Annotated in this window: 13 protein-coding genes; 9 read left to right on the plus strand and 4 right to left on the minus strand. The window is 41.7% G+C overall.

Going from position 1 to position 14655, the window contains the following annotated elements; translation table 11 throughout:
• Positions 1-2 precede the first annotated feature (2 nt).
• Complete coding sequence (locus tag E4635_RS10380) at positions 3-542, plus strand: RNA polymerase sigma factor (protein WP_135526623.1); 540 nt, start codon at positions 3-5, stop codon at positions 540-542.
• Positions 539-2362: an outer membrane beta-barrel protein gene (locus E4635_RS10385; protein WP_135526625.1), complete on the plus strand. Its 1824-nt coding sequence runs from the start codon at positions 539-541 to the stop codon at positions 2360-2362. The genes E4635_RS10380 and E4635_RS10385 overlap by 4 nt, the downstream gene beginning before the upstream one ends.
• Positions 2363-2472: 110 nt before the next feature.
• On the opposite strand, the gene E4635_RS10390 is transcribed toward E4635_RS10385, so the two are convergent.
• Positions 2473-3219: a lysophospholipid acyltransferase family protein gene (locus E4635_RS10390; RefSeq protein ID WP_135526627.1), complete on the minus strand. Its 747-nt coding sequence runs from the start codon at positions 3217-3219 to the stop codon at positions 2473-2475.
• 75 nt (positions 3220-3294) lie between these two features.
• Between E4635_RS10390 and trpS the strand changes: the two genes are divergently transcribed.
• Both trpS and E4635_RS10400 read left to right on the plus strand, forming a co-directional pair.
• Complete coding sequence (gene trpS / locus E4635_RS10395) at positions 3295-4269, plus strand: tryptophan--tRNA ligase (RefSeq protein WP_135526628.1); 975 nt, start codon at positions 3295-3297, stop codon at positions 4267-4269.
• Between the two features lie 6 nt (positions 4270-4275).
• Entirely contained in the window at positions 4276-4677 is a 402-nt protein-coding gene (locus E4635_RS10400; RefSeq protein ID WP_135526630.1) for a lysozyme inhibitor LprI family protein, read from the plus strand.
• 32 nt (positions 4678-4709) lie between these two features.
• Here E4635_RS10400 and thiL read toward each other — a convergent pair whose 3' ends face one another.
• A complete protein-coding gene (gene thiL / locus E4635_RS10405) occupies positions 4710-5759 on the minus strand; it encodes a thiamine-phosphate kinase (protein WP_135526632.1) in 1050 nt (349 codons plus the stop codon).
• Between the two features lie 188 nt (positions 5760-5947).
• Here thiL and E4635_RS10410 point away from each other — a divergent pair, with 188 nt between their 5' ends.
• Positions 5948-6433, plus strand: coding sequence for a DinB family protein (locus E4635_RS10410; RefSeq protein WP_135526633.1), 486 nt, complete (start codon positions 5948-5950; stop codon positions 6431-6433).
• Positions 6434-6484: 51 nt separating this feature from the next.
• Positions 6485-6982, plus strand: a complete 498-nt coding sequence (locus E4635_RS10415; protein WP_135526634.1) for a DinB family protein — start codon at positions 6485-6487, stop codon at positions 6980-6982.
• Positions 6983-7036: 54 nt separating this feature from the next.
• Here E4635_RS10415 and E4635_RS10420 read toward each other — a convergent pair whose 3' ends face one another.
• Together E4635_RS10420 and lepA are read right to left on the minus strand one after the other, a co-directional pair.
• Entirely contained in the window at positions 7037-8008 is a 972-nt protein-coding gene (locus E4635_RS10420) for a helix-turn-helix transcriptional regulator (RefSeq protein ID WP_135526635.1), read from the minus strand.
• A gap of 113 nt (positions 8009-8121) precedes the next feature.
• Positions 8122-9918: a translation elongation factor 4 gene (gene lepA / locus E4635_RS10425; protein WP_135526636.1), complete on the minus strand. Its 1797-nt coding sequence runs from the start codon at positions 9916-9918 to the stop codon at positions 8122-8124.
• A 330-nt stretch (positions 9919-10248) separates the two neighbouring features.
• Between lepA and E4635_RS10430 the strand changes: the two genes are divergently transcribed.
• From E4635_RS10430 to dusB, 3 genes are all read left to right on the plus strand, one after another.
• Positions 10249-11805 carry a L,D-transpeptidase family protein gene (locus tag E4635_RS10430; protein WP_135526637.1) on the plus strand — a complete coding sequence of 519 codons (1557 nt, stop codon included), beginning with the start codon at positions 10249-10251 and terminating at the stop codon, positions 11803-11805.
• A 149-nt stretch (positions 11806-11954) separates the two neighbouring features.
• Positions 11955-13571, plus strand: a complete 1617-nt coding sequence (locus E4635_RS10435; protein WP_135526638.1) for a hypothetical protein — start codon at positions 11955-11957, stop codon at positions 13569-13571.
• Positions 13572-13647: 76 nt separating this feature from the next.
• Positions 13648-14640 carry a tRNA dihydrouridine synthase DusB gene (gene dusB, locus E4635_RS10440; RefSeq protein ID WP_135526639.1) on the plus strand — a complete coding sequence of 331 codons (993 nt, stop codon included), beginning with the start codon at positions 13648-13650 and terminating at the stop codon, positions 14638-14640.
• Positions 14641-14655 lie beyond the last annotated feature (15 nt).

Genomic DNA, 14655 nt, shown 5'->3' on the forward strand with positions numbered 1-14655 from the left:
AATTGAGTTTACCTATACTCATACAAGGATGCTTAGAAAAAAATACCAAGTCGCAAGAACAATTATATCAATTATATGCTGCCAAATTGTTTTCTGTTTGCTTGAAGTATTCCCGTAATTATGCCGAAGCGCAGGATAATTTACAAGACGGTTTTTTAATCATTTTTGATAAGATAGGACAATATAAATTTGCCGGTTCGTTTGACGGCTGGGCAAAGAGGATCATGGTCAACCATGTTTTGCAGCAATACAGGAAGACCACTTTTTTGGAATTGGTAAATGATGTGGTGGATGAAGCTTCGATAGAAATCGATGACGAGAATATCAGTCTCGATTTTTTGCTGAAAATTGTACAGGAACTGCCCGACCGTTACAGGCTTGTGTTCAACCTGTATGTGCTTGACGATTATTCGCATAAGGAAATTGCGGAGATGTTAGGGATTTCCATCGGGACGAGCAAGTCGAACCTGGCCAGGGCCAAAATGATTTTAAAAGATAAAATAGACGCGTCACAAGATAAAATTGTACCCTCGGTAAAATGAGCGAAAGAAAAAATATAGAACGTTTGTTCCAGGAAAAATTCAAAGATTTTGAAGCTGCTCCGCCACCACAGGTCTGGGCGGGTATCGAATCAAAATTAGAGAAAAAAGAAAGCAAACCAACCGCTGCGGTTCCTTTTTGGCTTAAGGCTTCAGGAATAGCGGCTGTATTGCTTTTGGGGTATTTTACCGCGGATAATTATTCGAAAGTGGCCCATTATTTCAATACCGACGCGAAGCAACCTGAAACAGTGGTTTCTGCAGGTTCTTCCAATACGGGAAATGCACAAGGCGACACTACTAACAATAATAAGGAAGGAAACATTGGTAATGGAAATACCGCCAATGGCAATTTGCAGGAGAACCCAATCGCAGGCCAGGAAGATGCTGTTGTACTCCATGATAATACTACCGGGAATGAAAAGCCTTCCCTGCTGAATCCGGGCCAAACGCATAACGCTTCACAAGAAAGCGTGGTTTCATCTGCGCAAAGCAACAACCGGGCAGCCATTCCAACAGGCAAAAACAGGAAATCGGAACAATCCCGCTTCAAAAACCAGGACAACACAACATTGCAACACGATCAGGATATAGCTGTCGCGGCAACATCCCAGGCTAAAAAAGAGGGAGGCAAAAAATCAAATAATTCAGATAAAGCAACAGAATTGGCCCTTTCGGGAGATAACCAAAGAGATCATCAAAAGCAGTCCATAGCTGAAAATAATACCGGAGAGCAAGGGCAGGAAGTAAGGGACGGAATAGCTGCAAAAGACAAAAACCGTACAGAAACCGCCCAAAACAAATCCCGTATGGCTAAATTATCGGAGGAAATCATCAAAAAGGCCGGCGTTGCCAATGGTATGGCTATTACTGAAGGCAAAAATTCCTCTGCGGCAAATGCATCGAATCAAACCCGGAATCCTGACAAAAATATTTCATTATTCAATGAAGGAAAAAACGCTTCGGCTTTCAATACGGCAAACCCGGCCTTCAGCACTACTGTAAAAACGGTTAAGGATTCTGCCATAATTGCTGCAGCCGAAAACCCTTTGGAGAAAATCCTGAAAGAAAAAGAAAACAAAGACAAGGAAGAGAAAAAAGTAGCGGCCAATAGCACCAAGTGGAAAATCCGCCCGAATGTGGGACCGGTTTACATGAGTGCTTCAAAAGGATCTCCTATTGATGGCCAGTTTGGTGACAACGCCAAAGAATACGAAAAAAATATCAGCATCGGTTTGGGCGTTGATTATGCCGTAACCTCAAAAATAGCGCTCCGTACAGGAATCAGTAAACTTGATTTGGGTTACCATACCAACGGGATTGTGTATTATGAAGACCTGAACAGCAGGGGTACCAATTCCATAATACTGAGGAACATCAATTTGAGGCCGGAAGCTTCAAGGATGGTTGTGGAGGACAGGGACATGCCGGCTTCACAGGAATTGGCCTTCCAGGACAAAGAAGAAGGTTATTTAAGCCAACAGATGGATTATATGGAGGTTCCGGTTGAGGTTTCTTATACATTAATCGATAAGAAATTCGGGCTGCAGCTGATCACCGGATTGAGTACTTTATTTTTGAGCGGCAATGAGGTTTCGGTGGTGTCCAATGGATTTTCAACAACGTTGGGAGAAGCCAATAACCTGAATAAAGTGCATTTCAGTACCAATATTGGGTTGGGTGTAAAATATAGCTTCTGGAAATCTTTCGAGGCTAATTTCGAACCCACATTCAAATATCAGATCAATACGTTTAATGAAAATTCCGGTGGATTCAAACCTTATGTAATTGGTTTGTACACTGGGATAAGTTTTAGGTTTTAAGAAGTTTTTTAATAATTTTTGGTTTACATACTTACAATAACATTTTTTTAGTTAAGTTGCCGTTGCTACTAGTAGTAACAAATGAGAAAGTGCCTCGCCAGGGCACTTTTTTATTTTTCGGCCTCATAAGCCAAAAGCTGGTTGTAAATAACCGTCCGGGCTTCTTCCCTGACAATTTTCCTGTCATGATGGACCTTGTCTTTGGTTTCGATAAAACGATGGATCTTGACACGCATTTTTCCCGGGCTTCCGCTGAAGAACGTATACGAAAACCGTTTTTTATTGTCCCCGAATGTCAAAGGGACAATGGGCAAATGATGGTCTACCGCCAAATTAAAAGCGCCGTTCTTGAATTCATCCAATACAATGCTTTCGTCATCCGGAACCCTTCCTTCGGGGAAAATGCAAATGCTTAATCCTTGATTGATACGGTTTTGTGCCCGTTGGTAAACCGCTACCCGGCTTTTAGGGCTGTCCCGGTCTACCATAATACAGGTCCTTTTGAAGAAAAAGCCAAACAACGGAATCTTTTCCAGCTCTTTTTTGCCTACAAAAACAAAAGGGTTTTTAACCACGGCAAGCATCAGCATAATGTCTGTCATCGAAGTGTGGTTCGCAATAAACATATAGCTTTTGCCGGGAATGATTTCTTGTTCCTTTTCTATCGTATAATAAAAACCGGAACCGAAAAGGATCACTTTGGCCCAAATCCTGGCCAGCCTGAAGAAATATGGGTACCAGGTTTCTTTCAAAATGGAAACAAACAAGAATGGGAACATGACAAGGATAGGAATCAGCACAAGCACATAAAACCAGATGCGCCAGAGTGTCCAAAAAAGCAGTTTAAAAATTTTCATAGCACCAAATGTAAGGAATCCTTTAAAAATATGATAAAAGAATTAACTTTGCTAAAAATAGTATTTTAAAAGACCATGGCAAAAATTCTTACCGGGATACAAAGTACGGGAACTCCGCACTTGGGAAATTTATTGGGAGCCATCATACCGGCAATACAAATGGCAGCAAGGCCTGAAAACGAATCGTTTCTTTTTATTGCCGATTTGCACTCCATTACACAAATAAAAGACGGGGCAACGTTACGTCAAAACACGAACAGTACTGCTGCTGCATGGCTCGCCTGCGGATTAAATACTGATAAAGTGGTTTTTTACCGTCAGTCCGATGTGCCGCAAACCGCGGAATTGTCTTGGTACCTGAGCTGTTTTTTCCCTTTCCAGAGATTGACATTAGCCCATTCTTTTAAGGATAAGGCTGATAGGCTGGAGGATGTCAATGCCGGGTTGTTTACGTATCCGATGCTTATGGCTGCCGATATTTTGCTATATGATGCCGAAGTGGTTCCCGTTGGGAAAGACCAGTTACAGCACGTGGAAATCACCCGTGATGTAGCTTCCAGGTTTAATTTCCAAATGGGGGAAACGTTTGTTTTGCCAGAAGCTAAAATTGAAGAAAACACGATGCTAATCCCCGGGACTGACGGCCATAAAATGAGCAAATCCCGCAATAACATCATTAATATATTTTTGGATGACAAAGCGCTGCGCAAGCAAGTAATGAGCATTGAAACCGACAGTACACCGCTTGAAGAGCCGAAAAACCCGGAAACATGCAAGATTTTTGCTTTGTATAAATTGCTGGCAGATGAATCGCAGCTGAACCAAATGACCGAAAACTATAAAAACGTTAACCGTGATTATGGATATGGCCATGCGAAACAGGCGTTGTTCGAACTGATTACCGGGAAATTCGCCGTTGAAAGGGAGAAATACAATTATTACATGAACAATTTGCCGGAGCTGGAAGGATTGCTACAGGCCGGAGCTAAAAAAGCGGCTACTGTGGCCGATGGCGTACTCCAAAGGGTAAGGGTAAAGTTAGGATATTAATACGCTATGATGAGAAAAGTAGTTTTAGGGTTTTTGTTGCTATTGAGCCTTTCCGGTTTTTCACAAACACTGAAAACGGTCAAGGAACTGGAAAAAACAAACGAAAAGTGCCTGGATAACGAAGCTAACGGGTTGCAGTGCTCAACGGAATATTACAAACAGATGGACCTTCTGCTGAATAAGGTATACAATAAGCTCAGGTCCGGCCTCAGTGGCGATGAAAAATCCAAATTAAAGAAGGAACAGCAGCTTTGGCTCAAAAAAAGAGATCAGTATTCCGAGACTTTATATTCGGAAACTAAAGAAGAATTAGGCACAACCGAAGGCGAAGATTTCAAAATGATCCTGCGCCACAATGAAGCCGAATTTGTCAAAAAACGCGTAATAGAACTCATCAAACGATTATAAAAAAAGGTGCCGAAAAGCACCTTTTTTGTTTTTTATTCTTCTTGTAAGGCATTCCAGCCCCTGGCTTTCAGAGGGATTTTGGTATTGGCCCTGGTCACTAAATGAATACCTTCGCTTTCCTGGACCATATGCCCTATGATGGTAAAGTTCGGGTTTCCTTTTATTTTGTCAAAGTCTTCCATGGCAATGGTAAAAAGCAATTCGTAATCTTCCCCGCCGTTTAAGGCAATGGTGGTGCTGTCGATATTGAATTCTTCACAAACCGAAATAAACTGCGGATCAAGCGGCAATTTATCTTCATATAAATTACATCCTACACCGGATTGTTTGCAAAGGTGCATGATTTCCGAAGACAAGCCATCAGAAATATCGATCATCGATGTTGGTTTTATCTCAAGCGCATACAATAAGGTACGCACGTCTTTCCGGGCTTCAGGCCTTAATTGCCTTTCAATCAAATAAGCATAACCATCCAGGTCTGGCTGCGAATTAGGATTGACCTGGAAAACCTGTTTTTCGCGTTCCAAAACCTGCAATCCCATATAGGCCGCGCCCAAATCTCCGGTAACAACCAGTAAATTGCTTTCTTTGGCACCGTTCCTGTATACGATTTCCTCTTGGTCGGCTTCGCCAAAAGCAGTTATGGAAAGGATAAGCCCTTTTTGGGATGAGGTCGTGTCACCGCCTATTACATCTACTTTGTACTCTTTGGCTGCCAATGTGATCCCGGCAAATAATTCTTCCAGGGCTTCCAGCGGAAAACGATTTGAAACCGCTACCGAAACCGTAATATGTGTCGGTTTGGCATTCATCGCACAAATATCGGAAACGTTTACCACAACAGCTTTATAACCCAAATGCTTCAAGGGCATATAGGCGAGGTCGAAATGAACGCCTTCAATTAATAAATCTGTGGAGACGACCGTTTTTTTATCTTTAAAATCCAAAATTGCCGCATCATCGCCAATGCCTTTTACCGTGGATTCTTGTGTAATTTCAAAATGTTGGGTCAGATGATCTATCAAACCAAATTCACCTAATTGCCCTATACTTGTTCTTTGTGGGGTTTTATCTTCAATCATCGCTATATAGTTACTCTGGGGCAAAGGTACAAAGATTTTTCCCGGTTTGATAAACTCTTGCCGTGCCGCTGTTTTTAATTCATTTTCCAAAGGCGGAAAAAAATCCGGAAATAAAAAAATACTACTGACAAACTGTTGTCACTACCCGTGTTTAATTTTGAATCAGTAATAACAAAAACAACAATATCATGAACACATTATCAGTACCACAGGTTATCAGTACACAAGATTTATTGAAACATTGGCAAGGGCACAGAGCCTTAACAAGACGAGTGATCGAAGCTTTCCCGGAGAAAGATTTTTTCGAATTCTCCATTGCCGGTATGCGTACTTTTGCTAAATTAACAGACGAGCTTTTGGCTATTGCCGCTCCGGCTTTGAAAGGGATAGTGAATCGCCAGGTTTTACCTTTTACCGAAAAAGAAACGGAAAACCTGACCACCAAAGCCCAATACCTGGAAAGATGGGACCGCGATACAAAGGAAATCAATGACAATTGGGAGAAATTATCGATTGAAGATTTTAGCGAATCGTTCAATCTTTTCGGTCAGTACGAATTCCCGATCATTCAGAATATTTTTTATTTCATTGATAATGAAGTACATCATAGAGGGCAAGGGTATGTTTATTTGCGTGCGTTAGGAATCGAACCGCCTTTTTTCTGGGAAAGATAAATTAAACAAACAACAAGAATAACCATTTCATTCAAACTAAAATAACGGATTATGAGTTTAAAAAAAGTAATGGCCAATTATGCCGCTTATAATGCCTGGGTGAACCAGCAATTTGCCCAATGGCTTTCTTCCAAATCAGATGAATTACTCCATAAGGAACTGCCATCGAGTTTTTCCAGCATCGTCAAAACGCTCAACCATATTTGGGCCACCGAAGAATACTGGTATTCCATCATCGCCGAAACTTCTGAATTTGACACCAGGGAAAACGTTGTTTTGGTTACGGATGAAGTTATAAAAGGCCTGGTAAACCGTTCGAATCGTTTGGCGGAACTCATCGGTTCAATGTCTGAAGAAGAGCTATCCCAAACGGTCAAAATCACCAATCCGTGGTTCCAGTGCGAGCTGCCTAAATACGAATACCTGATGCAGGTCATCAACCACGGGACATATCACAGAGGGCAGATTGTAACCATCGGGCGGAATTTCGGTATTACCGATGCCACCAATACGGACTATAATTTTTATAATGTGGTCAAACCTCAATAAGGCAGTGTCGTAAGTGCCTTGGTAATCCTGAAAGTGATTGTTTCATTTTCGGGATTACTGCTTTTGCAGCAGTTTGTTTTTTTGCTTGTCCAGCAGTTCCAGTATCCTGTCTTTTAGCCTTTCAGGAGTAATGATATCGCAATAATCGCCAAACATCAAATACCATCTGGCAAATCCGTCTTCGACATTCTGGCACATAAAAGTCATCTCGATCCGATTTCCGACTGTCCTTTCGGAAACAAAACCATGGTATTTGCGTTCTTCCGTCAGGTATTTTGCTATTTTCTGGTCTACCAGGATTTGTACCTTGGTTGTGGGAGCCGTGTTTTTTTTCTCTTGCAGAAAGGTTTCCAAAGGTTGGTGTTCCAAAGTGAAAAGGATCTCGGTTTTCCGGATTTCCTGGATACGGTCGGTCCGGAATTGCCGGTAATCCTTCCGCAAGTGGCAATAGCCAAAGACATACCAGAAATTATGATCATGAAAAAGGCCTACGGGTTCAATGGTCCTTTCGGTAACGCCTTCAGCATCAAAAGCCTGGTAAAAAAGGGACACTTGTTTTTGTTCGGCAATACTTTCGAAAAGAAAAGCCAGGGTATTGGGTACTTTCGTATTAAAGAGTTGCCGTGAAGGCTGCATGACCACTTTCGATTCAATGGTAGAAACCCAGTCTTTATCAGTACTCCGTAGAACAGCTTTGAGTTTGTACATCGCCGAAGTATAATGGTTCCCCAATGTGGCATCGGTAAATTTCTGCATGAGTTTCTCAGCGGCAATAAAACTGCCGGCTTCTTCCCGGGTAAACATCACAGGAGGCAAACGATAGCCGTCAACCAGGGCATAACCTACGCCTGCTTCGCTGTAAATGGGTACGCCAGAGGCTTCCAACGTACGGATATCACGGTAAATAGTCCTTAGGCTGACATCAAACCGATCTGCCATTTCCTGCGCCTTTACAATCTTTTTGGATTGCAATTGAATCAAAATAGCGACAATCCGGTCAAACCGTTTGGGAGATTCATCAATCATGGAGTGTTTTCTTTTCCTTCAAAGATACATTTTTGAACAGAAAAACCCGACAACTTTCGCTATCGGGTCTCTCTTTATTCTTTGCTCTTTCCTCTATGTTCTAAAAGAAAAGATTAATCGTTCAGTTTCAATACGGCCATAAACGCTTCCTGTGGGATTTCGACATTTCCTACCTGGCGCATACGTTTTTTACCTTTTTTCTGTTTTTCCAAAAGCTTACGTTTACGGGAAATATCCCCTCCGTAACATTTGGCGGTAACGTCTTTACGCAATGCTTTGATGGTTTCACGGGCAATGATCTTGGCTCCGATGGCGGCCTGGATCGGAATGTCAAATTGCTGCCTCGGGATCAGTTCGCGCAATTTCTCGCACATTTTCTTACCGATATTATAAGCATTGTCTTCATGGATCAGCGCAGAAAGGGCATCTACCGAATTGGCATTCAGCAGGACGTCCAGTTTTACCAATTTCGAAGTACGCATACCCATAGGCGAGTAGTCAAAAGAGGCATATCCTTTGGAAACCGTTTTCAGGCGGTCGTAAAAATCAAATACAATCTCAGCCAATGGCATGTCGAAATTCAATTCCACACGTTCGGTCGTAAGATAGGTCTGGTTGGTGATCAAACCACGTTTTTCGATACAAAGGCTCATCACGTTCCCAACGAAATCCGCTTTGGTAATAATGGTTGCTTTAATGTAAGGTTCTTCTACGCGGTCCAGTTTGGATGGTTCCGGCAAATCGGACGGGTTGTTTACCACAATAGCGGTTTCCGGGTCTTTTTTGGTATAGGCCAAATACGATACGTTGGGAACCGTAGTGATTACCGTCATGTCGAATTCGCGCTCCAGACGCTCCTGGATGATCTCCATATGCAGCATTCCCAGGAACCCGCAACGGAATCCAAACCCTAAAGCGGCTGAACTTTCTGCTGCAAATACCAGCGAGGCATCATTTAGCTGCAGCTTCTCCATAGAGTTGCGCAGTTCTTCATAATCTTCCGTGTCTACCGGATAGATTCCGGCAAATACCATCGGTTTCACATCCTCAAAACCGGTAATCATATTGGTAGTTGGTGTTTTGGCATCTGTTAGCGTATCACCTACTTTTACTTCTTTGGCTTCTTTAATCCCTGAAATCAGGTATCCCACGTCACCGGCGGAAATCACCTGTTTCGGAACCTGGTTCAGTTTCAGCGTCCCGATTTCATCGGCAAAATACTCGTTTCCTGTAGCCATGAACTTGATTTTCTGCCCTTTTCTGATTTCCCCGTTTACCACACGGAAAATAACTTCAATTCCACGGAAAGGATTGTATACCGAATCAAATATCAATGCCTGCAGCGGTTCTTCTGCATTTCCTTTAGGGGCAGGGATTTTTTCTATAATGGCTGCCAGGATGTTTTCCACCCCAAAACCGGTTTTACCCGAAGCGTGGATAATATCTTCCAGCTTACAGCCCAATAAATCGATAATGTCATCGCTTACTTCCTCAGGATTTGCACTCGGAAGGTCCACTTTGTTCAGTACAGGAATGATTTCCAGGTCGTTTTCCAGGGCCAGGTACAAATTCGAGATTGTCTGGGCCTGAATGCTCTGTGCGGCATCGACAATAAGCAATGCTCCTTCACAAGCTGCAATCGAACGGGAAACTTCATACGAAAAATCCACGTGTCCCGGAGTATCAATAAGGTTTAAGATATACTGTTCCCCTTTATACGTGTACTCCATCTGGATGGCATGACTCTTAATGGTAATCCCGCGCTCACGTTCCAGGTCCATATTGTCCAGCAGCTGGGCCTTTTCTTCACGCGCCGTAACAGTTTGTGTTGCGCCCAGCAAACGGTCTGCTAAGGTACTTTTCCCGTGGTCAATGTGTGCAATAATGCAAAAATTCCTAATATGTTTCATGTGTCTATAATGCTTTTTTACCGGAACGTAATGTCCCGCATGCCATCTTCGTTTATCTCTTTCTTTGGGCGTGACCGCAAGGGTCGGGCTTTCGGTTCTATCTTTTGCTGCACTGCGTTTCGCAAAAGGATGCCACCTCTATCCCTCACGCGGTAACCTGCTTCCTCATCCCATCTATTAAAGATAAGGATTTAATCGGCAAAGATAGCTTTTTAGTTGTTAAGTTGAAAGCGGAATTTTCGTCTCTAATTCATTAATTTTAAGTTAAAAAGGGACAAGCTGCTTTTACTTGGCCCGGTTTCTTAGTATATTTATTAAAATGATATCGTTATGAGAAAAACAATTGCCTTCCTGATTTTTGCCTTTTCCGGTTCGTTTGCTGTAATTTCCTGCAAGAAAGAAAGCAATGAAGCGCTCGTACATGACAATAGCGTGTTCGACAGTGCGGAAATCACCGGATTCTTTGCCAAATACCCTGATTTTAAAGAATATAAAGAAGATATAAACGAGCTCTACAAAAAACATCAGTACCATTATATCTGGTTCGATAAAGGCGAAGTAACCGAATTCGCCGATGCGGTTTACAATCAGGTAAACCAGATCAGTACTGAAGGTATTCCGTCCAAGTTGCCATATAAGGAACAAATAGATTCCATATTTTACGGAAATGAAGAAAATACAGTTCCCGATGCCAATACCGAATTGCTGCTTTCGTCCATGTATTTTTTCTATGCTAAAAAAGTCTATCAGGGCCTGGATACCAAAGACAGTAAAAAGACCGGATGGTTCTTGCCTCGGGAAAAAATGTCTTATGTGGCTTATCTCGATACCTTGATGAAAGATCCGAAACTACTCCAAAAAGATATTTCCGAAATGATCCCGCTGTATTATAACCTCAAGAAAGGACTGCAGCATTATCGGGATATTGATAAAAAAGGCGGCTGGAAACCCATAACGATGGATTCTTTGGCAAAACCTTTACAACCGGGAGACAGTGCCGCAACGATTGCCCAGGTACGGGAACGATTGTTTGTTTCCGGGGAATTGGGCAAAAACTCCAAAAGCCCTGTATTTGATACAGATTTATTGGAAGCGGTGAAGGCTTATGAGAAAAAAAACAGCCTTAAACCAAATCACCGGATCACTCCGGCCCTGGTACAGGACCTGAATATCCCTGTAGAAGAGCGGATCAAAACCATTATGGTCAACATGGAACGTTGCCGCTGGATTTCTCCGGATTTCATTAAAGATGGCGAATATATTGCCGTTAACATTCCTTCCTTCAGGATGCGGTATGTCAAAAAAGGCAAGTTGAGGCTCGAGTCCAATGTGGTGGTCGGAAAGGAAATGAATAAAACGGTCGTTTTCAGTGGGAAGATGAGCTACCTGGTTTTTAGCCCGTATTGGAACCTGCCCAAAAGCATCATTGAAAAAGAAGTGAAACCCGGAATGCAAAAAGACAGGCAATATCTCGAAAAGCAAGGCATGGAATGGAATAATGGTTTGGTACGCCAAAAACCTGGCCCTAAAAACTCGTTGGGATTGGTCAAATTCATGTTTCCGAATTCTAATAACATTTACCTGCACGATACACCGTCAAAAGGGTTGTTCAACAAGGAAAGCCGTGCTTTGAGCCACGGGTGCGTACGGGTGGAAAAAGCAGCGGAACTGGCTAATGCCATCCTGGAAGAGGACCGGAAATGGACACCGGAAAAGATCAGCGAAGCGATGAATGGCGGAAAAGAAATGACATACCCGCTCCAGAAAAAAATCCCGGTCTATATTGCTTATTTTACGGCCACTGCAGACGAAGAAGGGAATGTCAGTTTCTATGAAGATGTGTATCAGCGAGATGGAAAACTTGCCACCCTTTTATATAATGATTGAGATGTATGCTTCTTCTTCCCTTGCTCCTGAATTATTTCATACAGTGAGGCTTTGCGTATTTTATTAAAGTAAAATGGCTATTTTTGGCCTCTTAAAAAAGATACTTCTCACTAATGAAATTACAAAAAACAAAAAAAAACTTGGCCGCAATGATTTTATTTGTAGCTACAGTCAGTTCCTCTTGGGCTCAAAAAACATTGTCAAACGATTATTCTTATAAGTTAAGCGAACCGTACAAGGTTTTTGATGCGAAAGAAAAAATTTACTTTGCAAAAGGGAATGAGGTAATGGCTTTGAAACTGGATGGGAAAGAAGTTTTAATTCAAAAATTCGATTCGGATAAACCGGCTTTTGTCAAAGAAAAAAAATATGAAAAGTATTTCCCCAAAAATTATTCTATAGAACAAGCTATGGAAATTGACGGTAAATATTATTTTTTCTATTCTTCTTGGGATGGGGATAATGATAAAGAACAGCTTTTTGCCGTTGAAATTGATTTTGCCTCCGGGGAATTTGTAGGATCACCTAAATTGGTGTTTCAGGTGGATGGAAAAGTAGCCGGGACTCTTACAGTAGGAGGCATGGGCTTTTCTTACTCTGTGGAAGATAAATTTGATTTCTTCCAGTCCAGGGACAAGAAAAAAGTATTAATACAATATAGAAGGAAACCGGAAGTTAAGAATGATACCAAGAGTTTTGATATCATCGGAATGTTTGCTTATGATGGGAACTTAAACAAGATTTCAGGAAATGAAGTAACAATGCCTTATACTGAAAGAAGGATGAATAACCTGGATTATCAGCTGGACAGCAAAGGGAATTTATATTTGCTTACCAAGGTCTTTCATGATGATAGCAACGATGATAAAAAGAAAAGGAAAGATACAGAGGCAAACTACCATATAGAGATGTTTGTAATTAAGCAAGGGTCAGATAAGATCGAGATTTCAAAATTTGACAATAAGGATAAGTTCATCAGCAAGTTATGGCTTTTTGATACAGACAAAGATTTCTTGGTTTGTGGCGGATTTTACAGCAATGGCAAAGGAGATTTTGATGATTGTGATGGGCTTATTGCTTTTAAAATCAAAGAGGATGGTTCTATTTATGACAAAACGTTCCACGAAATTCCATTGGAAGTACTAAATCAGTACGAAAGTGAAAGAACTAAGAAAAAGAACGAGAAAAAAGAAAGAAAAGGTGATGATGCTAACTTTTCGGATCTTGAACTGAATGATCTTGTCGTAAACTCCGATGGGAGCATAGTACTTGTTGGAGAACAATATTTTACCATTACTCATACTTCTTACAGTCCGCAAGGTGGCTATAGATCATATACGACCTATCATTATTGTGACATGCTTGTTTCTAAAATCAATGCGGACGGTTCCTTGGGCTGGATGAAAAAAATTGCAAAGAACCAAATAGGTGGAGCAGGACGGGGAGGAATGTCTTATAAGTATTTCAATTCCAATAATTATCATTACATTGTATATTTAGACAATGTCAAAAACATCGATTTGCCTTTGGATAAAGCTCCTGCAAGGCATACTGATGGCAAAGGAGGCTATTTGACTGCCGTTAAAATTTCAGACTCCGATGGTGCTTTGACCAAAGGGTCCATTTTAAACGCAAGGGAAGTAGGGGATTTCCAGATTTACCAATTCTCAACCAACAGAATTGTAAAAACCAGCGAAAACACATTTGTACTGGAAGTCTATAAAAAGAAAAAGGAAGACATCATGATTAAAGTGGATTTAAAATAATAATGTAATATATTGATTGCGTGATGTTTGCTTAAGTTTCAATAATCTTTAGTAATTTTGCGCCAAAATAAAGAAGATGGCTAAGATTGGCAACATAGAATTACCAGATTTCCCGCTTTTGCTCGCCCCTATGGAAGATGTGAGCGATCCACCATTCCGCAGGCTGTGCAAACAGCATGGCGCAGACCTGATGTATTCGGAATTTATTTCTTCGGAAGGACTGATACGGGATGCCATCAAAAGCCGCCAGAAACTTGATATCTTCGATTATGAGCGTCCGGTAGGAATACAGATTTTTGGAGGTGATGAAGAAGCAATGGCCATGTCGGCTAAAATTGTCGATGCCGTCCACCCGGATTTGGTTGACATCAATTTTGGTTGCCCGGTAAAGAAAGTAGTCTGCAAAGGAGCCGGAGCCGGAGTACTGAAAGATGTGGATCTGATGGTAAGGCTTACCAAAGCGGTCATTAGAAGTACCAGTTTACCCGTTACGGTAAAAACCCGTTTGGGTTGGGATGAAAACTCGATCAATATCGATGAGGTAGCGGAACGTTTGCAGGATATTGGAGTGCAGGCACTTACAGTTCACGCTCGTACCCGTGCCCAGATGTATAAAGGACATTCGGATTGGACCCATATTGAGAGGATTAAAAACAATCCGAGGATCAGCATGCCTATCTTCGGAAACGGGGATATCGATTCTCCTGAAAAAGCGCTGGAATATAAAAACCGTTTCGGCCTTGACGGAATGATGATTGGTAGGGCAGCTATCGGTTATCCCTGGATTTTTGACGAAATCAAGCATTATTTCAAAACCGGGGAACATTTGCCTGCGCCCACAATTCATGACAGGGTAGAAGCGGCCCGAAACCACCTGACCTGGTCAATGGAGTGGAAAGGAGAACGTGTAGGGATTGTAGAGATGCGTCGTCATTATACCAATTACTTCAAAGGAATCCACGGTTTTAAAGAATACAAGCAAAAATTGGTTACTTTAGATGATTCCCAGGATTTGTTTAACGTGCTGAAAGAAGTGGAAGCCGTTTATTCCGATTATCATTTTGCTTAAAGAAATAAAAAAAGC

The organism is Flavobacterium humi (genome assembly GCF_004745595.1).
GTDB lineage: Bacteria > Bacteroidota > Bacteroidia > Flavobacteriales > Flavobacteriaceae > Flavobacterium > Flavobacterium humi.